We start from the raw sequence: 21475 nt of genomic DNA on the forward strand, positions 1-21475 counted from the left end.
TTCCCCAGACCGCCCCCTCTTCCGTTCGTGTCGAGCGAAGTTTATATGGCGGCTTGCCCATTTCCGCCCATTGTCACTCCTAGACAGAAAAAGGCCGGCGAACGCCGGCCCTTTCCGTCGAGAGAGAAAAGGGAGGCGGCCTCCCCCCAGAGGCCGCCTCCGGGCCCGGCGTCAGAAAGAGGCGCCGAGCGAGAAGAGGACCGCACCGTCGGCACCCACGGCTTCCTTGTAGCCAAGGGTCTTGGGAGCATCGGTGTTAACGTAGGAAATGCCGAGCGTCAGCATCTTCCAGGTGAAGTCGACCCCGACCGAATAGTCGAACACTTCGCCGTCGAGCCCGCCGAGGAAGCTGTCGCTCTTGGCATAGCCGAGATGGCCCTTCAGCTTGATCGGGGTATCGGGGATCGCGACGCCGACATCGCTGTACAGATAGATGCCGCTGGCGTCGCCGAGCGAATCCTGGCCGCCGGGCGCCCAGGCGACGCCGCCCTTGATCGACGCCGGGCCGACGGTGCCGGTCAGCGACGCATAGGGTTCGATCACGGTGGTGTTGCCGACGCCGGGATAGAGATAGAGCGTCGCGCCGATGTCGCCGACGAGGCCCGAGGTCAGTTCGGTCGAATAGCCGCCATAGACGTCGATTTCGGTGCCGTTGTTAAAGCCGATGCTCGAACCCCAGGTGCCGACATAGAGGCCGCTTTCATGCGTGATCGTGAAAGTGCCCTGGATCGCCGCTTCTTCGTTCGACTGGCTGAAACCGCGGAAACGATAGTCGCTGACCACCGTTGCACCACCGGTGATGGTGATGCCGTCGGTGTCTTCTTCTGCGTCCTGGGCGTAGGCGGCCTGCGGAACGGCAACGGCGGCGAGAAGCATGCCGAGGCATGCGCGGGAGAGTTTCTTCATGGACAGATCCCCAAATGGAAAAACGGATCGTCCCTGCCTGCTGCGTGACAGCCAGCCTCTGTATCGGGCCGGTCCGGTCATGCGTGCGTCTCTTTTGGGCAAGTTGCTGCGCCGCACAATCGAAAAAGTTACCGCTCCTGTCTTAAAAAGGGTCGATGTGACAATTATGCAACAATTACCTTGCGTCGGACCGGTTTCACCCGAAACAATATTACGTCGGCCAGAATGAGCTAGAAGGAGAAACCGAGCGAGGCGACGACCGTCGCGTCATAGCGCCGGTCGATCGCCTTCACCCCGGTCTTGCGCACATCGGTGTCGACATATTTCAGCCCGAGGGTGAAGCGGTCGAAGGTCGCGCTCGCGCCGAGCGACCAGTCGCGATAATCGCCCCCGGGCGCCAGCGCACCGTCGCTATGACCGACGCTGGCCTTCAACGTCACCGGCGTGTTCGGAATGCCCGACGACAGGCCGAGCCTCAGATAGAGATTGTCCGCATCGCCGAGCGCCGCCTGGTCCCAGGCATAAGCCACCGTTCCCGTCGCCTCGACCGGCCCCAGCATATAGGACAGGCGCGCACTCGCTTCGCCGAAATCGCTCGGTCCAAAAGCCTTGTCGCCGTCGGGATACCAATAATAGGTGGCCCCCAGGTCGAGCCGCGTGCCCGACGCGATCTGGGTCTCATAGCCGCCATAAAGCTGCGCCTCGACGTCGCCCCGCGCCGGCCCGGCGTCGATATTCGATCCCCAGGCACCGAGGTAGAAGCCGCTGTCGTGGGTGACCGTGATCGTCGGCTGCACCGCGACGTCCTTGTCCGACAGCGAGAGGCCGCGGAAGCGATAGTCCGACACCAGATCGACCCCGCCCGACACCGACAGCGCGCTCGACGGCGGGTCGGTGATCTCCTGCGCGGTGGCGGGAACGGCGAACAGGAGCGCCGGGACGGCAAGCAGGCGAAGCATGGAAAATCCTTGGGGTGTTTGGGGGGAGCGCGACCTTGGCGGCGTGCGATGGCCGACGCAACCTAATCCGTCGCCCCCGCGCAGGCGGGGGCCGCTGGAGAAGTAGCGCAAGGCCGATTGCGGCCCCGCCTGCGCGGGGGCAACGATGAATAGAAAGCTTCATCCCGCCACAATCCTGCTCTAAAGACCTCCCACCCCCTCCCGAGGACCGAAGAATGAGCGATCACAACCCCGGCCTGCGCCCCTGGCGCGACATCGCGCGGCGCACCAGCCGCCAGATCATGGTCGGCACCGTCCCCGTCGGCGGCGGCGCGCCGATCACGGTGCAGACGATGACCAACACGCTGACCAGCGATGCGGTCGCGACGATCGACCAGATCCGCCGCTGCGAAGAGGCGGGCGCCGACCTGATCCGCGTCTCCTGCCCCGACACCGATTCGACCGCCGCGCTCGGCAAGATCGTCCGCGCCGCGCGCGTGCCGATCATCGCCGACATTCATTTCCACTATAAGCGCGCCTTGGAAGCCGCCGACGCCGGCGCCGCGTGCCTGCGCATCAACCCCGGCAACATCGGCAGCAGTGAACGCGTCGGCGAGGTCGTCCGCGCCGCCAAGGCCAATGGCTGCGCGATCCGCATCGGGGTCAACGCGGGCAGCCTCGAAAAGGATCTGCTCGAAAAATATGGCGAGCCCTGCCCCGAGGCGCTGACCGAAAGCGCGCTCGACCATATCAAGCTGCTCCAGGACCATGATTTTCACGAATACAAGGTCGCGGTGAAGGCGAGCGACGTCTTCCTCGCCGTCGCCGCCTACACGCAGCTCGCCGATGCGGTCGACTGCCCGCTGCACCTCGGCATCACCGAGGCGGGCGGCCTCATCGGCGGCACCGTCAAGTCGGCGCTCGGCATCGGCAATCTGCTCTGGGCCGGCATCGGCGACACGATCCGCGTCAGCCTCTCGGCCGAACCCGAGGAGGAAGTGCGCGTCGGATACGAGATTCTGAAATCGCTGGGCCTGCGCACCCGCGGTGTCCGCGTGGTGTCGTGCCCCAGCTGCGCGCGCCAGGGCTTCGACGTCATCCGCACCGTCCAGGCGCTCGAAGAGGCGCTCGGCCACATCAAGACCCCGATGTCACTCTCGGTCCTCGGCTGCGTCGTCAACGGCCCCGGCGAGGCGCGCGAGACCGATATCGGCATCACCGGCGGCGGCAACGGCAAGCATATGGTCTATCTCTCGGGCGTCACCGACCATCATGTCCAGGACGCCGACATGATCGCGCATGTCGTGAAGCTCGTCGAGGCCAAGGCCGCCGAGATCGACGCGGGCAGCGCGGTGAGCATGGACACCCTCCACGGCAAGGCCGCGTGAAGGCGAAGACCGACATCGTCATCGAACCTCCGGTTGCGCGGAAAGCGGCCGCGACCGGCGCCGCGGCGCTCGGCGCAGGCCATATCGCCGCGCTCGCGATCGGTGCCTTCGCGCTCGGCGCCTTCGCGGTAGGCGCGCTCGCCATCGGCCACCTCCGCATCGGCAAGGCGCGCATCCGCAAACTGCACATCGACGAGCTGGAGGTCGGCAAGATCGTCCGGCTCGGCGACGATGTGGGGCGGCCAGGGCGCGAATGAGAAGAGCGGGCAGCGTGCGGCGACCGCTCCGGATCGCTCTCCTCGCCGTCCTCCTCATCCTCGTCACCGTCCTTTGGCGCATCACCAAGCTGCCCTGCTGGCAGATGGTCGGCGACGTCACCTGCCGCGTCGAGACCGGCGAAAAGATCGTCGCCCTGTCCTTCGACGACGGCCCGACGCCCGAGGGAGTCGATGCGGTCATCGATGAACTGGCGAAGCGCCGCGTCCATGCGACCTTCTTCCTCATCGGCAGCAAGATGGCGCGCTATCCCGAACAGGCGAAGCGCCTGCTCGCCGCAGGGCACGAACTCGGCAACCACAGCTGGTCGCACAAGCGCATGATCGGGCGGTCGCAGGCGTTTTACCGCGAAGAGATCGCGCGCACCGATGCGCTGCTGCGCGCCGCCGGAGTGGCGCATCCGACGCTGTTCCGCCCGCCCTTCGGCCGCCGCCTCGCCGGCCTGCCGCTCGCGGTCGAGCAGGAAGGATATCGCAGCATCACCTGGGACGTCGCCGACGACGCGGTGCACAACATCACGCCCGAAACCTATGCCCGCGACATCGTGTCGCGCGCACGGCCGGGGTCGATCATCCTGATCCATCCGATGTACCGCGGCAACAGGGTCGAGCGTGCGGCGGTGCCGCTGGTCCTCGACGGACTCGCCGCCAAAGGCTATCGCATCGTCACGGTCGGCGAATTGCTGAAGGGGGAACAGCCCGAATGACCACCGCATCCAAGGCCATGACGATCCTTCGCACGATCCTCTCGGCCGTCGCCCAATATCTCACGCTCAGCGTCAGCCTATTCTGGGTCGGCCCGATCGTTGTCGCACTCGTCGTCGTTCCCGAATTCGCGCAGCATGTCGCCGAAATCCACCTCGGCATGTTCGACAGCGTCGCCGCCGCGAAGCTCGCCGGCAACGATCCGCTGCGCTGGGCCTTCGGCTATGCGAAGATCGCCGGACTCGTCCTGACCTTCATCGCCTCGGCGCGCTTCTGGTGGTGCCGCGCGCACGGCGGGCGCTGGTACGATATTCGCCGGCTCGCATGGGTGCGGTTGGTGATCGGTTTTGTGCTGTTCATGGCGATCGGATCGATCGGCGAGCTTTTTGCGCTGATCGCCGACCGGAAAGCGCCGGTCGCGGTCTCGATCGTCTTCAGCCTGCTTTCGCTGCCCTTCCTGTTCGTGATGCTCGCGGGGCTGTTCGGCGACCGTATCACCCCGATGAAGGCGCTGATCGCCAAAAGCTGGCCGTGGCTCCTGTTGCTCGCCTTGCTCCTGCCGCTCGTCTTCGCGCCGCTATCGTGGCTGCATGGAATGAACCATCGATGGGCGCTCGGCGCGCCCGATGCCATGGTCTGGGCGCTGATGATCGTCGACTCGCTCGTCGTCGGGCTGATGGCGTCGTCGATCGGCGCGGCGCTGTTCGTCGCCTATGATCGGTTTCACCGGGGGAATGCCTCATGACAAATGCAAAGCTCGACGCGCTAGACCGGCTTGTCCAGCTGCTCCTGCTGGTCGCGGCGCTCACCACCCTCGCCAACGGCCTCTTCATGCTGGCGAGGCCGCTCGACTGGTATGTGTTCGTGCCCACCGTCGTCACCACCGGCCCGCCGAACCAGCATTTCATCCGCGACATCGGCCTGGCCTATATCGGCTCGGGCCTGATCCTGCTCTACGCGACCGCCAGCCCGATCCGCCGCTGGCGCGCCGCGATCGTCGGCGGGCTGTGGCTCGCGCTCCACGGCGCGCTCCACATCTATGAGGTCGCCACCGGCATCTGCGGCCCCGCGACCTTCTGGGCCGACGCCCCGGCCGTGATCGGCCAGCCCGCACTCGTCATCGCCGCGCTCGCGATCCTTGGCGCACGCGGGCGGATCAAGCGCGGCGTTTGACAGGCGCATGACGAACGTCCTTCGCCTCATCCTTCTCTTTCTATTGTCGGCGACGCTCGCTCCCGTCGCTGCAGCACAGGGCGACGAGAACCTCGACAAGCGCAGCTTCACCTGCCCGCTCGGCGGCAAGACGTTCACGCAGGAGGTCGGTTATTCGGCCTTTCCGCTGATCACCCTGCCCGATGGCAGCTGGCTCGGCGATGCGCTGATGGATGTGCAGATTCCGGTTTGTCCCGACAATGGCCTCGTCATCCTGCCCGACTATGCGGCGATGGAAGCAAGCGACGAGCGGCGCATGACCTATGGCGATTACGGCGTCGCCGAACGCGCGCGGCTTCCCGGGCTGATCGCCGACCCCGCCTATCTTGCGCTCAAATCCGACAATCGCCACGCTCAGGCCTATTGGCTCGCGACGCAGCTCGGCCGCCCTGCCTCGACGCGCTTCCATCTGCTCCAGCGTTCGACCTGGGCGACGATCGAACCGATGCTGCGCAAACGCCGCGTCGAGCAATTCACCGCAGACGGCCCGGCGCTGATCGATGCGATGGACGAATCCGACGCCAAATTACTGGGACTGAGCCTCTATATCGTCAACGGCCTGCGCGAATTGGGCCGTTTTGACGACGCGCTGACGCTGCTCGACGCAATCGAGGGCAGCTTTCCCGGAGAAGGCGACGACCGCTACGCCGAGGCAGCCATCGCGGCGAGCCAGATGCGAAGGACGCTGGCCCACAGGGACGATGACCGCTATCCCGTCGATCTGCTCGACGACCGGATGGCGAACGACAAATGTTCGGCCACCATCCAGTATCCACCCTATGATCAGCGCACCGCCAAGACGAGAGAAGCCTGCAAACGCCGCGCCGCCGCAGCGGCGAAAAACGAAATACTCAACGCTGCGTTGGCAGACCTTCGTGACGACCCCGCCCGGCGCGACACGTTATGCGGCGCGACCGCAAAAGAAGACCAGAGCGAGGCGCTCTCCATCGCCTGCTTCGAGGCTCAGTGGAACCGTGATCGAATGATTGGCCGGGATATGGCAATGCACGGCGCAATCCTTGCGCCGCAATGCGAAGCGACACCCGAAACCGACCGTGAAGGTGCACTGGCCCACGCCTGCGTCTCCTATGACGTGGCTATCGAATCGCAGCTCGCTAAACTGCTCACCGACGATGATGAAGGCTATCGTGTCCTTTGCAATGGCAATGGCGGCCAAGGCATTCCGGGACGCCACCGCCGCGTCTCGGGTGCTTGCCTTAGCGCACAGTCGTACCGGCACGACCGCAGCATCGAAGCGATGCTTACCGATCCCGCGGTCATCGACGCACGCTGCACCGCAGTCTCCGAGGATTCCAGATCATCCGATCTGGCTGACGCCTGCAACCTCCGATCGCGGCAGAAGTTCACCGAGCGGCTCGAAATGTTGATGGCGGACGACACCGCCTATCGGCGCGAGTGCGCACGCTTCGGCGACAAGCCGCGTGACCTGTTCGCTATGGACAACCCGAGCGAGGGCGAAGTCGCCTGCGACTTGGCGCGCTATCACCGCATGGCGGACAAGGGTGACCTCGCCGGCTGGACCGCCGAGGCCGCAATCGGCGACGAGGTGATAGATCTCGACGACGCCTCGGCTGGGGATATAGACTATTTTTCCGACGATTCCGAACTAAGCATCGCCGCACGCGACGCCGCCGCGGCGATCATCGCCAGAGCGAAAGCCGAAAACACCTATCCGCGCCGGCCGAAGGGACAGCGCGACTGACCCCGGGCTTGCGTCGCCGAAACATCGCGCCTGTGCACCGGCGGCATCAATGTCGTGTTCGCCGACGGATCGGTCCGGTCGGCCAACGCGCCAGCGAAGAGCGGCAACGGTGGCTGAAGGGTTTGACAGGCGCGGGCCTGCCCGACACAGGGGGGCGATGACCCTCGCCATCCGCCCCGCCACCGCCGCCGACCTGCCGCTGATCGCCCAGTTCATCCGCGACCTCGCCGATTATGAGAAGCTCGCCCATGAAGTCCGCTTCGACGAAGCCACGCTCGGCGACCGCCTGTTCGGCGCGCGGCCCTATGCCGAGGTGGTGATCGGCGAGATCGACGGGGCGCCGCAGGGCTTCGCGCTCTTCTTCCACAATTTTTCGACCTTCGAGGGCAAGCCGGGGATCTATCTCGAGGATCTGTTCGTCCGCCCCGCCGCGCGCGGATCGGGGCTCGGCAAGGCGCTGCTCGCGCATCTCGCCAAGCTCTGCGTAGAGCGCGACTGCGCGCGCCTCGAATGGTCGGTGCTCGACTGGAACGCCCCGGCGATCGGTTTCTACCGGAGCCTCGATGCGAAGCTGATGGACGAATGGACCGTGATGCGGGTCGACGGCGACGCGCTGACCAGACTGGCAGGCAGCTAACTCCCCTCCCTGCGAGGGAGAGATTGGGGGTGGGTCGCGAGCAAAGCGAGCGTCCGCGCTGTCCGCCCTACCCACCCCTTGCAGGGAGGGGAAATCTCACCCCGGCTTCTTGAACCGCAGCACGAACTGGTCAGTCCTGCCCTTGATCGCATCGTCGAACACCGGCAGCGTGCGTTTATCGGCCTTGTTGATCAGCATCGGGCTTTCACCCTCGAGCACGAAACCCGCCGCGAGCACCTCGGCCTTCACCGCCTCGGCGTCGATGCGATGCAGCGTGTCGACGTCGCGCAGCCCCGATCCGGCCGCGGCGCTATGGTCGAGCACGACATAATAGCCGCCTGGCTTGAGCGCCGCGAACGCCGCCTTGTTGATCCGCGCGGCGCCATCGGCGGGGACCTTCGGCCCTTTCAGGTCGTGATAGTTGCGCGACGTCCAGACGACGTCGGCGACACCCGCCGGGGCAATGTCGTCGAGCTTGCCGGTGAACACCTCGATATTGCCGCGCCCCGGTTCGGCGGCGATCGCCTGCGCCTTCGCCGGGTCGCGCAGTTCGGTCGCATAGACCTTGCCCTTCGGCCCGACCGCGTTCGAAAAGATGCGGGTGAAATAGCCCTCGCCGGGCAGGATTTCGACGACGGTGTCGCCGCGCTTGATCCGCGCGAACTTGACCATCATCCCGGGCTTGCGATTCACATCCTGCGCCTTGTCGGCGGCGGGGCGGCCGGGCTCGACCGCCGCGACCTGCGCGTGCGCGGGTTCGACCGGCAGCGCGACCGCTACCCCGGCGACGGCAAGCCCGAAGGCGGCGAAAAAATAGCTGGTGCTGCGAAGCAGTGCCGGACGCGACATGATATTCCTCCCTTTGTGGCGACAGATGACAGCAGCTAGACGCCAGCAACCCGATGATCGGATGCACGCGCGGCATAGAGAATTTGCACAAGTCAAACGTGTATTATTCTGCCAACACACTTGCGGTGCCGACGAACGGACGAACGGCGCGGCGGACCGCACCAACGACGCGGATCGATCCGGAAAATCGGGGTGCGGTCAGCCCGCGGGCTTGAGGCGCCGCCGCTCCATCGGCCAGCCCGGCTTGTGCGCGTCGGACAGGCGCTTCGCCTCGGCGGCATCGACGCCCAGCTCGGTCAGCGCGCGTTCGAGCGCCTCTGCGGGGGCGACCTGGATGTCGGGCAGCACGCCGCTGCCTTCCCAATCCTTGCCGGTCGTGGGGTCATAGGTGCGCCCGACCGGGATGAAGGCGCCATAGCCGCCGCCCAGATCCTCGCCGAAGCCGAAGTGATTCGCACCCGCGGTCGGATCGCCGACCAGCACCCCGCGCCCGGTATGCTTCATCGCGAGCGCAAAATGCTCGGCCGCCGACGCGCTCGCGCCCGAGGTCAGCACATAGACTTTCGCATCGCGCAGCCGCGTGTCGCTATTCGGCGTCGCCCAATGTTCGCGCGTCACCATCGCCGCATCGCCCGTGACCGGCCGCATCGACGGCACTCCGTCGATCGGCGATCCGCCGCGCGCATCGACCGAGGCGCGCGTCGCCATCGTCACCAGCCGCGTCTCCTGGCCGAACAGCCAGGGAAAGATCACGTCCATCTGCGCGAGCCCGCCGCCATTATGCGTCCGGATGTCGAAAATGATCGCCTTCGCATCGGCATGGTCGGCCATGAACTTGGCGGCTTCGGCGGTCACTGCGGCATCGTCGGGAAAGACGTTGAAGCGGACGAAGGCGATGCCGGGGGCGATCCAGCCCGGCTGCTCGACCGGGACCTTTTTCGGGCGCGGCATCGGCGCGGGCGCGCCGGGCACTGCTCCCGCCGGCGGGGCGGCGAGCGGCGTGCGCAACCGCAGATGCCCGTCGGGCGACACCGCATTGATATCGGCGTCGATCGCGCGGCCGAGCGCCTCGCCGGTCAGCGGCGCATAGCGGCCCGCCTTGATCGCGGCGCGGATCGCGGCAGCATAACGCTCGCCGGTCTCGGGATAGACATAGTCGCGCGCTAGCAGCGCGGCATAGGCTTCGGCGACGGCATTGCCGCTCACCGGCGCGGCCTCGTCGGCGGCGAGCGCCGGGGATGACGCGGCAAGCGGTAACGCCGCCATCCCCGCAAGCAAAAGGGCAGGAAAAAGGCGCGGCGAACGAATCATCTTGGTCTCCAATCCAACCCCGGTCGGACGAAGGTGTATCACATCATCAATACAGATCAACTACATTTGTAGTCGAACGCGATTCACGGCTTCTTGCGCGCGAACCAGATCAGGAACACGCCGACCACCGCGAGCACCGTGCCGTTGCGCGTCCAGGTCGTGTCGCCGAGCATGAAACTGCTCGCCGGCCAGCGCACGATGTCGAGCCCCTGCAGGATCCACAGCCCGCCCATCATGATCGCCGCGATCCCGATGACCGCGATAATGCCCTTCGCTGCACCCATGCCCGCTCTCCCCTATCGGCGCTGCAGTCCGATCAGCGGCCGCAGCCAGGTGATGCTGCGCCCGATCCGGTAGAAAAGCCAGCATCCCGTGACGGTCGCCGCGAGCAGCACCACGAACGACGGCAACGCACCGACCCCCGCCTGCAACAGCCACCAGCCGACCACAACGATGATCGTCTGGTGAATGATGTAGAATGGGAACACCGCCTCGGCGAGCATCGCGCGGCTCGGATGGTCGCAGTTCCAGAAGCGATCGGCAATCCCGACCAGTGCGACGATCACCAGCCAGCCGTTGATATTGCGCGCGACATGATAGGGCAGGAACACCCAATCGGGCGCGACCGTGTCGCCCGGCCATGTTCCTTCGACCCACGCGACGGGAACGAAGGCGAGCAGCCCGACGGCGAGCGCCACCTTCCACCAGCGCGCGACCGCCTCGAACAATATCGGCCGCACGCGCAGCAGCCAGCCGCTGCCGAAGGCAGCCAGATAATGAAGGTGCGACGGCCCGTCGTCGAACAGCGCGTGCGTCTCGTCATGGTCGGGAAAGGCGAGGTAGAGCGCTATCCACCACAAGGCGGGCAGAACCAGCAACCGCCACCCGCCGAGAAGGTGCGCCGCGCCGTCGGCGATCCGCGCCCGCGCTGCGGCGGGGATCAGCGCCAGCAACAGTGCCGCGAGCATCGTATAGACCCACAGGTACACGACGAACCACAGATGCTGCCAGGTCGGCAGCGCGATGCCATCGATGAACCGGAAGCCGAAATAATCGTGCAGCCAGAAATACAGGAAGCCGTGCGGATAGCCGTGCTGGCCCTTGAGGTCGATCCACGGCTGCGGCGGGACGATCACCGCCATGCCGAACAATAGCGGGATCAACAGCCGCGCGCTGCGCGACCGCGCGAAACCGCCCGGACCGCCGAGCTTCGCGAACAGCGCCGCGCTCGCATAACCCGACACCAGGAACAGCAGCGCAAGCCGCCAGCTGTTCGTCGCGAGCATCGGGATCGCCACCCAATCGAGCGGCTGGGCGATCTTCACATGCCAGCCCCAAGGCACGAAATACATGCCGATATGATAGAGGATCAGCAGCGCGAACGCCCCGATGCGGAGCCAGTCCATCCCGTAATGGCGCGTGGTGGTCATGGGCCTCTCCAGCCAATAAATAGGGACAGTCCCTATTTAATCCCGACGTCCCGTTCCATGGTCCATAGCCCACTCCGATTAAATGGGGACTGTCCCTATTTATTGGCCCCGCCGTTGAGCACCCGCCATGCGAGTTCGGCAAACTCGCACAAGAGCGGCCGCGTATCGCGCGGGTCGATGATATCCTCCACCCCATATTTCTCCGCGGTGCGGAACGGCGATCGCACGCGGTTCAATCGTTCGCGGATCGCCTCCAGATGCGCCGCAGGGTCCGCCGCCGCCTCAAGCTCGCTCTTGTACGCGACCTCGACTCCGCCCTCGATCGGCAGGCTGCCCCAGTCGCCCGACGGCCAGGCGAAGCGGTACTGGAAGCGTTCGGCGTTCGACATCGCGCTGCCCGCGATCCCGTAAGCGCGGCGCACCACCACCGACGCCAGCGGCACCGTCGCGCGGTAAATGGCGTTCATCGCCTGCACCCCGTAACGGATCGTCCCCGTCCTTTCGGCCTCGCCGCCAATCATGAAGCCCGGATTGTCGACCAGATGCACGATCGGCAGCCGGAACTGGTCGGCCATCTTGACGAAGCGCTCGGCCTTCTCGCTCGTCTTCGCGTCCCACGATCCGCCGAGGAACGACGGATTGCTCGCCAGCACCGCCACCGGATAGCCGTCCAATCGCGCAAAGGCGGTGATCGCGGCTCGCCCCCAGCGCGCGCCCATCTCGAAAAAGCTGCCCTGATCGAACACCGCACCCGCGATGCGCCGCATCGAATAGACCTGCTTCGCCTCGCGCGGGACGATCGAGAGCAGGCTTTCCTCGCGCCGGTCGATCGGATCGCGGCATTCGGTCCGCGCCGCGCGGTCGTGGATCGACGAGGGCAAATACGACAAAAAGCGCCGCGCCGCCGCGAACGCCTCAGCCTCGCTCGCGACCTCGTCGTCGACCACGCCGTTGCGCGTATGCACGTCGACCCCGCCCAGTTCCTCGCGGTCGAGCGTATCGCCGATCGCCGCCGCGACCGCCGGCCCCGCCGCGAACAGCTGCGACAGCCCACGCACCATGATGCTGTAATGGCTCGCCACCACCCGCGCCGCGCCCAGCCCAGCGGTCGGTCCCAGCGCCAGCGCCACCACCGGCACGGTATCCAGATTGGCGATGATCTCATGCCACCCCGGAACATGCGGGATATAGGTATAGCCCATATCCTCGAGCGTCTTCACCGACCCACCGCCGCCGGTGCCGTCGATCATGCGGATCAGCGGCAGGCGATATTCATGCGCCATCGCCTCGCACTGGACGAATTTGCGGTGCAGCGCCGCATCGGCCGCGCCGCCGCGCACGGTGAAATCGTCGGCCGAGGCGACGACCGGCCGCCCGTCGATATTGGCGCGGCCGAAGATGAAGTTCGACGCCGCCAGATCCTCAAGTTCACCGTCGGCGCCATAAGTGCCGCGCCCCGCGATCTTGCCGATCTCGCGAAAGCTGCCGGTATCGACGATCGCATCGAGCCGCGCCCGCGCGTCCATCTTGCCGCGCCCGTGCTGGCGCGCGACCTTTTCATCCCCGCCCATCTTCTCGGCCATGGCGCGGCGCGCGGCGAGTTCGTCGACTTCTTTTTTCCAGCTCATGGGAGGAAGGCTATCTTACGTTGACGGAAACGTCATGCGAAACCTATCGTCGGTCCATGACGCGCAAAATCGCCCTCGCTTTCGCCGCCCTGCTGCTCCCGCTGACGCCCGTTTCGGCGAGCGAGGACGCGCCGCTCCGCAGCATCCCCGGCGTCGCCACCCCCTATGAAACCACCGCCTTCGACCCCAAGGCCGACGCGATGGCGGCGGTCGATGTCGCGCTCGCCGCCGCGCGCCAGTCAGGCAAACGCGTGCTGCTGGTGATGGGGGCGAACGATTGCCACGACAGCGCCTGGCTCGCCAATGCGGTGACCAGCGCCGACCTCGCCGCCGCCCTCGCCACCCGCTACCATATCGTCTTCGTCGATATCGGCATGCCGCAGGTCGGGCGCGGCCGGAACCCGGAAATCCCGACGCGCTTCGGCTTCAGGAAAATCAAGGGCACGCCCACGGTCGCGATCCTCGACGCGCGCGGCCATGTCCTCAACCGCAAGGCGGCGCCCAAATGGCGCAACGCCGCGAGCCGCAATGTCACCGAAATCCAGACCGAATTGATGCAATAGGGAGAGAGACATGGCCGAGATCAACCTTGCGGGGCGCACCGCGCTCGTCACCGGCGCGTCGCGCGGCATCGGCCGCGGCATCGCGCTGGCGCTGGCGAGGGCAGGCGCCGACATCGCGGTCAACTACACCCGCGACGCCGACGCCGCCGCCGCAACCGTCGCGGAGATCGAGGCGCTCGGGCGCAAGGCCAAGGCCTATCAGGCGTCGGTCACCGACGAGGATGCCTGCGCCGCGATGATCGCCGCGATCGAAAGCGACTTCGGAGCGATGTCGATCCTGATCAACAACGCCGGCATCGCCAGCCGCGGCCGGACCGTCGCCGACACCGATCCGGCCGAACTCGAACGCGTCATCGCGACCCACGCGCTCGGCCCGCACCGCGTCAGCCGCCTCGCGCTGCCGCAGTTGCGAACCCACAAGCGCAGCGACATCATCGTCATTTCCAGCGTCGCGACGCTCAGCCACAGCGCCAACGGCGCGCCGTACAACATGGGCAAGGCCGCGGGCGAGGCGCTCGCGCTGACGCTGGCCAAGGAAGAGATGGCGAACGGGGTCCGGGTCAACATCGTCTCGCCCTCGCTGACCGTCAGCGACATGGGCGACAAGCTGGCGCGCGCGATCACCGGGCAGGACGACATCCATCACCTCGACGCCAAATTCCCCTTCGGCCGCGTCTCGCTGCCCGAAGATGTCGCCGCGGCGGTGCTATGGTTCGTGTCGGACGCCAACCCCTATTGCTCGGGGCAGAAGCTCAATATCGACGGGGCCGGGATGGCGACGTTCCGGTGACAAAGGACCTCTCGACAGGCCTTCCATAACGCGCCCTTAAACCTTCTCTGCTTATCTGGTCGTGTTTGGATGCCTGCGAGGTACGGTGATGGGTTTTCTTCAGAGGCTCTTCTTTCGACTTGGGTTTATACTGTGCCTCGCCGTTTCGATTCGCCTGATCGGTGGGTTCTTCTCTCCCGCCCATCCCGTGAACGAGGTCGCGATGGTCGAACAAACCGACCGGTTTGGAAACACCCACTTGATCCCTCGTCAGGCCATGGAAACGTCGTCCCTCGCCGCGCCTCTCTCGGACCCCGAAATGCGAACGGCCCTGATGATCGTCCAGAACAGCAGAGGCGGCACTTTGGGGCAAGGCGGCGGGGCTCGTATGCGGTTTATGTCGGCGGACGGCCCCGTCGAGCTGACCCCGGATGACATCGTCGCCATCAACGCAGAATATTACCGTTTTCGGGCCGCCGTCGCCGCCAGGCCACCGCTTGATGGCGAGGAAGGCAACGAATAGCCACGGTTAACGATGCGGGACAGCCGATGCTCGCACAGGGTGCCGGGAATCGAGAAAGGCACGCGCCGCGCCTTTCTCAACAATCTCGGCTACAGCCCCCGCCATGCGCCCCGATTCGCCCTCCCCTACCATCCCCTTCCTGATCGCGTGCGCGGGCATCGCGACCTTCTCGGCGATGGACGTGCTCATGAAGGGGCTGTCGATCGACATCGGCGCGTATAACGCCGTGCTCTGGCGCACCGGCACCGGCGCGCTGGTCAGCGGCGTGATCTATGCCGTCAGTCGCCCGACGATGCCCGACCGCGCCACGATGAAAATCCACGCGGTCCGCTCGCTGTTCGTCGCGGGTATGGCATTGAGCTTCTTCTGGGGCCTCGCGCGGCTGCCGATGGCCGAGGCGATCGCGATCGCCTTCGTCGCGCCCTTGCTCACGCTCTACATGGCGGCGCTGTTCCTCGGCGAGAAGATCGGCCCGCGTTCGATCGCCGCGTCGCTGCTCGGCATCGCGGGGGTGCTCGTCATCGTCGCGGGAAAATTGGGCCGCGGCGACTATGCGCCCGAGGCGTTATGGGCGGTCGGCGCCGTGTTTTTCTCGGCGATGCTCTACGCCTATAACCTCATCCTCGCGCGGCGGCAGGCGAAGATGGCCGAGCCGCTCGAAATCGCCTTTTTCCAGAATTTCTTCGTCGCGCTGATCATCGCGCTCGGCGCGCCCTGGTTCCTCGCGGTGCCGAGCGGCGACCATGCGCCGCACATCCTCGGCGCCGCGATCCTCGCGACCCTGTCGCTGCTGCTGCTGAGCTGGGCCTATGCCCGCGCCGAGGCGCAGATCCTCGCGACCACCGAATATACCGGCTTCCTGTGGGCGATGCTGTTCGGCTGGTTCTTCTTCGACGAACGCATGACCTGGCCGACGATCGCCGGCGCGCTGCTGATCGTCGCAGCGTGTTTGATCGTGGCGCGCAAGGTCCCGCACGACGATCCCGTCGAGCCGGCGGCGGCTTAGTCCCCCTCCCGCTTGCGGGAGGGGTTAGGGGAGGGCCTGTTTTGTCGGCGCGCTCGGCAACAGGCCCTCCCCCGACCCCTCCCATAAATGGGAGGGGAGAAGTTACACAGCCGCACGCGAAAGCCGGTCGTTGATCGCCGCGCCCAGCCCCTCGGTCGGAATCGCCGCCACCGCGATCTTCGCCTTCGCGCTCGCCGCCCCCGCGTGCAGCGCATCGAACAGGCGCGCCGCCGCCTCGGTCAAATCGCCCCCCGCGCTCAGCTGGTAATCGCCCAAAACCGCGCCGAACCCGATCCCATATTCGTCCGGCGCAAAACCCGTCGCGCCCAGCCGCACCGGCTTGCCCGGCGCATAATGGCTCGCGAGCATCCCCGGCGCGACGATCTCCGATCCCTCGACGCCGGTCACCGCCAGCCCCGACGCCTCGGCCAGCATCGCCGCCGTCACCGGCCCCGGCCGCAGGATTTCGACCGCGCCGTCGCGCACCCGCGCGATCGTCGATTCGACGCCCGCCGTCGTCGGCCCGTCGTCGATCACCATCGCGATCCGCCCGTCGAGCGTCGCGAGCACATGGCTTGCCTTGGTCGGACTCACTCCGCCGCTCGCATTGGCGCTCGGCGCCGCCAGCGGCGCGCCGCTTGCCGCCAGCAGCGCCTGCATCGCGCGGTGCCCCGGCACCCGCAACGCAATCGTATCGAGCCCCGCCGTCGCGATGCTCGCGACCGGGCAGCCCGCCGTGCGCGGCACCACCAGCGTCAGCGGCCCCGGCCAGAAACGCGCCGCGAGCGCCCGCTCGACTTTGCCGAACACCCCCAGCTTTTCCGCCGCCGCGAGGTCCTGTACATGCACGATCAGCGGGTTGAAGTCGGGTCGCCCCTTCGCCGCGTAAATCCGCGCCACCGCCGCCGCGTTGCGCGCGTCGGCGGCGAGCCCGTAAACCGTCTCGGTGGGCACCGCGACCGGCTGCCCCTCCCCGATCAGCCCCCCGGCGCGCGCGATTGCATCCGCGGAGAAAGCGCGGGTATCGGTGGTGGTAAGCGGTGTTGTTTGACCCTCGGCCATGCCGCGCTATAGCGCCGCCACCTGTGGAATCATCCCTAAAAGGGAAGCCTGACATGACCTATACGCCGCCGACCACCGAGCAACTTTTCGTCCTCGACCATATCGCGCGCATCGACGCGATGGCGCAGCATGAACGTTTCGCCGACGCGACCCCCGACATGGTCGAGGCGATCGTCACCGGGATCGGCGAATTCGCGGCAGAGGTCTATGCGCCGCTCAACCGCGTCGGCGACGTCCAGAATCCCAAATGGGACAATGGCAAGGTCACTATGCCCCCGGGGTTCAAGGAGGCCTATCGGGCGTTCGTCGACGCCGGCTGGGGCAGCATCGACGGCCCGACCGAATATGGCGGGCAGGGCCTGCCTTTCACCCTCGCCACGGTGGTGATCGAGGCGCTCGGCAGCGCCGACATGGGCTTCACCCTCTGCAACATCCTGACCCCCGGCGCGATCCACGCGCTGATGGCCTATGGCACCGAGGACCAGCGCCGGACCTGGCTCCCGAACCTCGTGTCGGGCGCCTGGAACGGCACGATGAACCTGACCGAACCGAGCGCCGGCAGCGATGTCGGCGCGCTGCGTTCGACCGCCGAAGCGATCACCGAAGGCCCCGACGCAGGCCTCTACAAGATCCGCGGGCAAAAAATCTTCATTACCTTCGGCGAGCATGATCTCACCGACAATATCGTCCACCTCGTCCTCGCGCGCACTCCCGGCGCGCCCGAGGGAACGCGCGGTATCTCGCTCTTCCTCGTCCCCAAATATCGCCTCGACGCCGCCGGCAATTCGACGATTTCGAACGGCGTCCATTGCGCGTCGATCGAGCACAAGCTCGGCATCCACGGGTCGCCGACCGCAGTGATGGTTTACGGCGAGGACGAGGATTGCCTCGGCGAGATCGTCGGCGCCGAAATGGGCGGCATGCGGGCGATGTTCGTGATGATGAACAACGCGCGCCTGATGGTCGGTTGCCAGGGGGTCCAGATCGCCGAGCGCGCAACCCAGCAGGCGCAGACTTTCGCCGCAGAGCGCGTCCAGTCGGCGCTCGCCGGCGGCACCGACCGCAATCCGGTCACCATCGACCAGCACCCCGACGTCCGCCGGATGCTGTGGCGGATGCGCGCCCAGACCGAAGCCGCGCGCGCGCTGACCTATTATGCCGCCGCCCAGATCGACTTCGGCAAATTGGGCGACGAGGGCGCCGCGATGCGCGCCGAAATCCTGATCCCGCTGGTCAAGGCGCATGCTACCGACATCGGCTGCGAGGTCGCCAGCCTCGGCATCCAGGTCCATGGCGGCATGGGCTTCATCGAGGAAACCGGCGCCGCGCAGCATTATCGCGACGCGCGCATCGCCCCGATCTACGAAGGCACCAACGGCATTCAGGCTGCGGATCTGGTCGGGCGCAAGCTCGGCATGGCGGGCGGCGACCTCGTCCGCGGCCTGATCGACGACATCGCCCATGGCGCGGCCGATTTCCCCGAATTGCAGCAGCTCGTCGACGCGTGCCGCGCAATCACCGACTGGATGGTCAGCGCCCCCACCGGCGACCGGCTCGCGGGCAGCTATCCCTATCTCACCATGCTGTCGACCGCGACCTGCGGCTGGCTGATGGCGCTGCAGCACAAGGCGGCGAAAACCGCGCTCGAAGAGGGCCAGGGCGACGCCGCCTTCCTCGCAGCGAAAATCGCCTCGACGCGTTTCTACCTGCAACAGATCGTCCCCGCCGCCGTCGGCCTCGCCCCGTCGGCTCTCGCCGGCGACGCGGCGCTTCCTGCGCTGGGATAACACGCCCAAACCAGCCACCCTTCCCATGATTAACGCGATGATAACCATCGCGGCCTAGGCACGTCGGGTAGTCGCTGGGAGACGTGCGCGCGTGCCGATTGGTGTCAACAGGATGATCGTCAGCTGGCGCACCCTCGGGCTCGCGCTGCTGCTCAGCATCGCGGTCGGCGTGTCGGGCATCGGCGAACTTCCCGACCGATTGATCGCGATGGTGACCAGCCGGGTCGGCGACCGCCCGGTTTCGGGCGATATCGTCATCGTCGCGCTCGACGATCGCACGCTGGGACAGACCCCCGGCGGCAGTTTTTCGATGACCCAATATGGCGAGGTGATCAGCGCGATCGACAAGGCCGGCGCGAAGCGCATGTTCCTCGATTTCTATTTCGACCGCCGCGAATCGGACCCCGACTTCTCGCGGCTGACCGCCGCGGTGCGCAAGATGGGCGACCGCGCCGTGCTCGCGGTCGCGACCAAGTCGATGCCCGGCACCGACCGCAGCCGCTCGATCTTTCCCAATCCGGCGTTCGGCGACAAGGCGCAGCTCGCCAGCATCGCCTGGGATTTCGAATATTGGCAGGTGTGGAACGTGCCGATCACCTATGTCGCCGACGGCCGCAAGCTGCCCAGCTTCGCGTCGCTGCTCGGCGGCAAAACGTCGGCCGAACCGAAAAGCTTCCGCCTCGATTTCTCCTACAACACGAACAGCATCCCGCAATATGGCGCCGCCGACCTGCTCGCGGGCCGCGTCGGCGCGGCGCAGCTCCGCGGCAAGGACGTCATTTTCGCACCGACCGCCTCGACCTTCCAGGACGCCCATTATCTGCCCGGCCACGACCTTGTCCCCGGTGCCTATATCCATCTGATCGCGGGCGAGACGCTGAAGCGCGGCAATCCGGTCGATATCGGCTGGGCGCCGCCGCTGGCGTTCGTCGCCTTGCTCCTGCTCGCCGCGCTGCTGCCGCGCTTTCAACGCTGGTACGCCCCCGTCGCGCTCGCCGCGGTGGGGATCGCGATCGTCGGCAAGGTCCTGCTCACGACGCTGCTCATCACCACCTCGATCGGCGCCTCGCTGTTCCTGATCGCGGCGGTCAGCGCCAATGTCAGCCGCAAGCGCCGCCGCTTCTCCGCCCAGCGCGAAAACCCGGTGTCGGGCCTGCCCAATTTCGAAGCGCTGCGCACGCAGCCCGCCTTCGGCAGCGCGACGGTTATCGCCGCCAAGCTCGTCAATTTCGAGGATCTCGCCGCCTTCCTCCCCGGTGAGGGCAGTCAGCAGCTCGTCGATCAGGTCGCACGCCGCCTGACGCTCGCGTGCCACGGCACCCAGCTCCATCACGACCTCGACGGCACCTTCGCCTGGCTCGTCCCCTATTATCAGCACAGCCAGATCGAGGGGCATCTCGCCGGCCTCGCCGCGCTGTTCAACGCGCCGCTGACGATCGGCGAGCTGCGCGTCGACGTCGCGATCGCCTTCGGGGTCAACGACGAGTTCGAGGGATCGAACGCGCAGCGCCTCGCCGCCGCGCTCGTCGCCGCCGAACGCGCGATCCGCACCCGCGCGCTGTGGACCAAATATTCGCCGCGCCAGAAGGAAGACGCCGGCTGGCAGCTCAGCTTCCACTCGCAGCTCGAGGACGCTCTCACCGGCGGCGACATCTGGGTCGCCTTCCAGCCGCAATATGAGATTCGCACCCGCGAGCTTGTCGGGGTCGAGGCGCTCGCGCGCTGGACCCACCCGACGCGCGGGCCGATCCCGCCCGACGAATTCATCGTTCAGGCCGAAAAGAGCCAGGACATTTATCGCCTCACCCTGTTCGTGATGGACCAGGCGATCCGCTCGGCGGCGCAACTGCGCGACCGCGGGCTTCGGATCAACATGTCGGTCAATCTCTCGGCCACCCTCCTCGACCACGCCGACCTTGTCGGCACGATCCGCGTCATGCTGACCGCGCATCATTTGCCGCCCGAAATGCTGACGATCGAGATTACCGAAACCGCGCAGATCGAAAACAGCCGTCAGGCGCGCCAGACCCTTGCGCAACTGCGCCGCGCGGGCATCCGTCTGTCGATCGACGACTATGGCACCGGCCAGTCGAACCTCGAATATCTGACCGAAATCGAAGCCGACGAAATCAAGATCGACAAGCGCTTCGTGATGACGATGCGCGATTCGCAGCGCAACTTCGAAGTGGTTAAGTCCACGATCGACCTCGCGCACCGCCTCGGCGCCGTCGCGGTCGCCGAAGGCATCGAGGATGCCCCCACCATGGCGCTGCTCGAAGAGCTCGGCTGCGACGTTGGCCAAGGCTATCACCTTGGCAAGCCGCAACTATTTACCGAACTCACGACCTCGCTCGCGACCACCCCGCACAGCCGCTCCGCCTAATCGTTACCAAAATGGTACCAAAACTAGTTAAGACTCGATTTACCACGTCTCTTAGGGTATACGCCCTGTTAACTGCTCTGCTTGGGCAGTGCACGCGATGCATCTAGGAGACAGCACATGGGTTGGTTCTGGCGGTTCATGGGCGGCGGCGGCACCGGTAGCGGTGGTGGCCAAGCCTAATCCGAACGAAATAGAGAAAGGGCCCCGGCATCGCCGGGGCCTTTTTTCGTTTGGGGTGGTGGAAATCGACCGGGCGGGCGGAACGAGGCCTGGCAACGCTCGACCGATTGCGGCCCCGCCTCTTCTTCAAGCGACGGGCTGCGGACATCGGCCACCATCGTCACCCCGGGCTTGACCGGGGGCCTGCCTTGCCTTTTCCC

At 66.3% G+C, this 21475-nt stretch carries 22 protein-coding genes; 14 read left to right on the forward strand and 8 right to left on the reverse strand.

The genetic code is table 11. The features are described from left to right. Positions 1-171: 171 nt before the first annotated feature. Both AC3WS4_RS17025 and AC3WS4_RS17030 read right to left on the reverse strand, forming a co-directional pair. On the reverse strand, positions 172-906 hold the full coding sequence (locus AC3WS4_RS17025) for a TorF family putative porin (protein WP_056346198.1): 735 nt from the start codon (positions 904-906) through the stop codon (positions 172-174). 230 nt (positions 907-1136) lie between these two features. Further along, a complete protein-coding gene (locus tag AC3WS4_RS17030) occupies positions 1137-1865 on the reverse strand; it encodes a TorF family putative porin (RefSeq protein WP_492736821.1) in 729 nt (242 codons plus the stop codon). Between the two features lie 215 nt (positions 1866-2080). Here AC3WS4_RS17030 and ispG point away from each other — a divergent pair, with 215 nt between their 5' ends. Genes ispG through AC3WS4_RS17070 form a run of 8 tightly spaced genes read left to right on the forward strand, consistent with a single transcriptional unit; the run spans position 2081 to position 7784 of the window. Next, positions 2081-3232 carry a flavodoxin-dependent (E)-4-hydroxy-3-methylbut-2-enyl-diphosphate synthase gene (gene ispG / locus AC3WS4_RS17035; RefSeq protein WP_492736823.1) on the forward strand — a complete coding sequence of 384 codons (1152 nt, stop codon included), beginning with the start codon at positions 2081-2083 and terminating at the stop codon, positions 3230-3232. Further along, complete coding sequence (locus AC3WS4_RS17040; RefSeq protein ID WP_492736825.1) at positions 3229-3489, forward strand: hypothetical protein; 261 nt, start codon at positions 3229-3231, stop codon at positions 3487-3489. Before ispG ends, AC3WS4_RS17040 begins: the two co-directional genes overlap by 4 nt. 14 nt (positions 3490-3503) lie before the next feature. Then, on the forward strand, positions 3504-4214 hold the full coding sequence (locus AC3WS4_RS17045) for a polysaccharide deacetylase family protein (RefSeq protein ID WP_492736827.1): 711 nt from the start codon (positions 3504-3506) through the stop codon (positions 4212-4214). Next, complete coding sequence (locus AC3WS4_RS17050; RefSeq protein ID WP_492736828.1) at positions 4211-4957, forward strand: hypothetical protein; 747 nt, start codon at positions 4211-4213, stop codon at positions 4955-4957. The genes AC3WS4_RS17045 and AC3WS4_RS17050 overlap by 4 nt, the downstream gene beginning before the upstream one ends. Then, the gene (locus AC3WS4_RS17055) at positions 4954-5385 is read left to right on the forward strand and encodes a hypothetical protein (protein WP_492736830.1); all 432 of its coding nucleotides are present in this window, start codon (positions 4954-4956) and stop codon (positions 5383-5385) included. The genes AC3WS4_RS17050 and AC3WS4_RS17055 overlap by 4 nt, the downstream gene beginning before the upstream one ends. Positions 5386-5392: 7 nt before the next feature. Further along, positions 5393-7147: a hypothetical protein gene (locus tag AC3WS4_RS17060; protein ID WP_492736831.1), complete on the forward strand. Its 1755-nt coding sequence runs from the start codon at positions 5393-5395 to the stop codon at positions 7145-7147. A gap of 30 nt (positions 7148-7177) precedes the next feature. Continuing rightward, positions 7178-7264, forward strand: a complete 87-nt coding sequence (locus tag AC3WS4_RS17065; protein ID WP_492738050.1) for an H-X9-DG-CTERM domain-containing protein — start codon at positions 7178-7180, stop codon at positions 7262-7264. 40 nt (positions 7265-7304) lie between these two features. Then, positions 7305-7784 (forward strand): GNAT family N-acetyltransferase, encoded by a 480-nt coding sequence (locus AC3WS4_RS17070; protein ID WP_492736833.1) that lies wholly within the window; start codon positions 7305-7307, stop codon positions 7782-7784. A gap of 96 nt (positions 7785-7880) precedes the next feature. Here AC3WS4_RS17070 and AC3WS4_RS17075 read toward each other — a convergent pair whose 3' ends face one another. From AC3WS4_RS17075 to AC3WS4_RS17095, 5 genes are all read right to left on the reverse strand, one after another. Beyond that, on the reverse strand, positions 7881-8633 hold the full coding sequence (locus AC3WS4_RS17075) for a class I SAM-dependent methyltransferase (protein WP_492736835.1): 753 nt from the start codon (positions 8631-8633) through the stop codon (positions 7881-7883). A 198-nt stretch (positions 8634-8831) separates the two neighbouring features. After that, positions 8832-9899 carry a S41 family peptidase gene (locus AC3WS4_RS17080; RefSeq protein WP_492742900.1) on the reverse strand — a complete coding sequence of 356 codons (1068 nt, stop codon included), beginning with the start codon at positions 9897-9899 and terminating at the stop codon, positions 8832-8834. A 128-nt stretch (positions 9900-10027) separates the two neighbouring features. Next, positions 10028-10228 (reverse strand): hypothetical protein, encoded by a 201-nt coding sequence (locus AC3WS4_RS17085; RefSeq protein ID WP_056346175.1) that lies wholly within the window; start codon positions 10226-10228, stop codon positions 10028-10030. Between the two features lie 12 nt (positions 10229-10240). Then, on the reverse strand, positions 10241-11374 hold the full coding sequence (locus AC3WS4_RS17090) for an acyltransferase family protein (protein WP_492736839.1): 1134 nt from the start codon (positions 11372-11374) through the stop codon (positions 10241-10243). A 95-nt stretch (positions 11375-11469) separates the two neighbouring features. Then, entirely contained in the window at positions 11470-13002 is a 1533-nt protein-coding gene (locus AC3WS4_RS17095) for an acyl-CoA carboxylase subunit beta (RefSeq protein WP_492736840.1), read from the reverse strand. Positions 13003-13058: 56 nt separating this feature from the next. Here AC3WS4_RS17095 and AC3WS4_RS17100 point away from each other — a divergent pair, with 56 nt between their 5' ends. From AC3WS4_RS17100 to AC3WS4_RS17115, 4 genes are all read left to right on the forward strand, one after another. Beyond that, positions 13059-13565 (forward strand): thioredoxin family protein, encoded by a 507-nt coding sequence (locus AC3WS4_RS17100; RefSeq protein ID WP_492736842.1) that lies wholly within the window; start codon positions 13059-13061, stop codon positions 13563-13565. A 10-nt stretch (positions 13566-13575) separates the two neighbouring features. Further along, entirely contained in the window at positions 13576-14355 is a 780-nt protein-coding gene (locus tag AC3WS4_RS17105; protein WP_492736844.1) for an SDR family NAD(P)-dependent oxidoreductase, read from the forward strand. Between the two features lie 88 nt (positions 14356-14443). Beyond that, positions 14444-14857, forward strand: coding sequence for a hypothetical protein (locus AC3WS4_RS17110; RefSeq protein ID WP_492736846.1), 414 nt, complete (start codon positions 14444-14446; stop codon positions 14855-14857). Positions 14858-14960: 103 nt separating this feature from the next. Beyond that, positions 14961-15863, forward strand: coding sequence for a DMT family transporter (locus AC3WS4_RS17115; protein ID WP_492736848.1), 903 nt, complete (start codon positions 14961-14963; stop codon positions 15861-15863). Between the two features lie 102 nt (positions 15864-15965). Here AC3WS4_RS17115 and AC3WS4_RS17120 read toward each other — a convergent pair whose 3' ends face one another. Continuing rightward, positions 15966-16925 (reverse strand): L-threonylcarbamoyladenylate synthase, encoded by a 960-nt coding sequence (locus AC3WS4_RS17120; protein WP_492736850.1) that lies wholly within the window; start codon positions 16923-16925, stop codon positions 15966-15968. A 53-nt stretch (positions 16926-16978) separates the two neighbouring features. Here AC3WS4_RS17120 and AC3WS4_RS17125 point away from each other — a divergent pair, with 53 nt between their 5' ends. Further along, a complete protein-coding gene (locus AC3WS4_RS17125) occupies positions 16979-18712 on the forward strand; it encodes an acyl-CoA dehydrogenase (protein WP_492736852.1) in 1734 nt (577 codons plus the stop codon). A gap of 91 nt (positions 18713-18803) precedes the next feature. Beyond that, entirely contained in the window at positions 18804-21095 is a 2292-nt protein-coding gene (locus AC3WS4_RS17130) for an EAL domain-containing protein (RefSeq protein WP_492736854.1), read from the forward strand. Positions 21096-21475 lie beyond the last annotated feature (380 nt).

It is taken from the genome of Sphingopyxis sp. EU05-FHT14B03 (assembly GCF_058790875.1).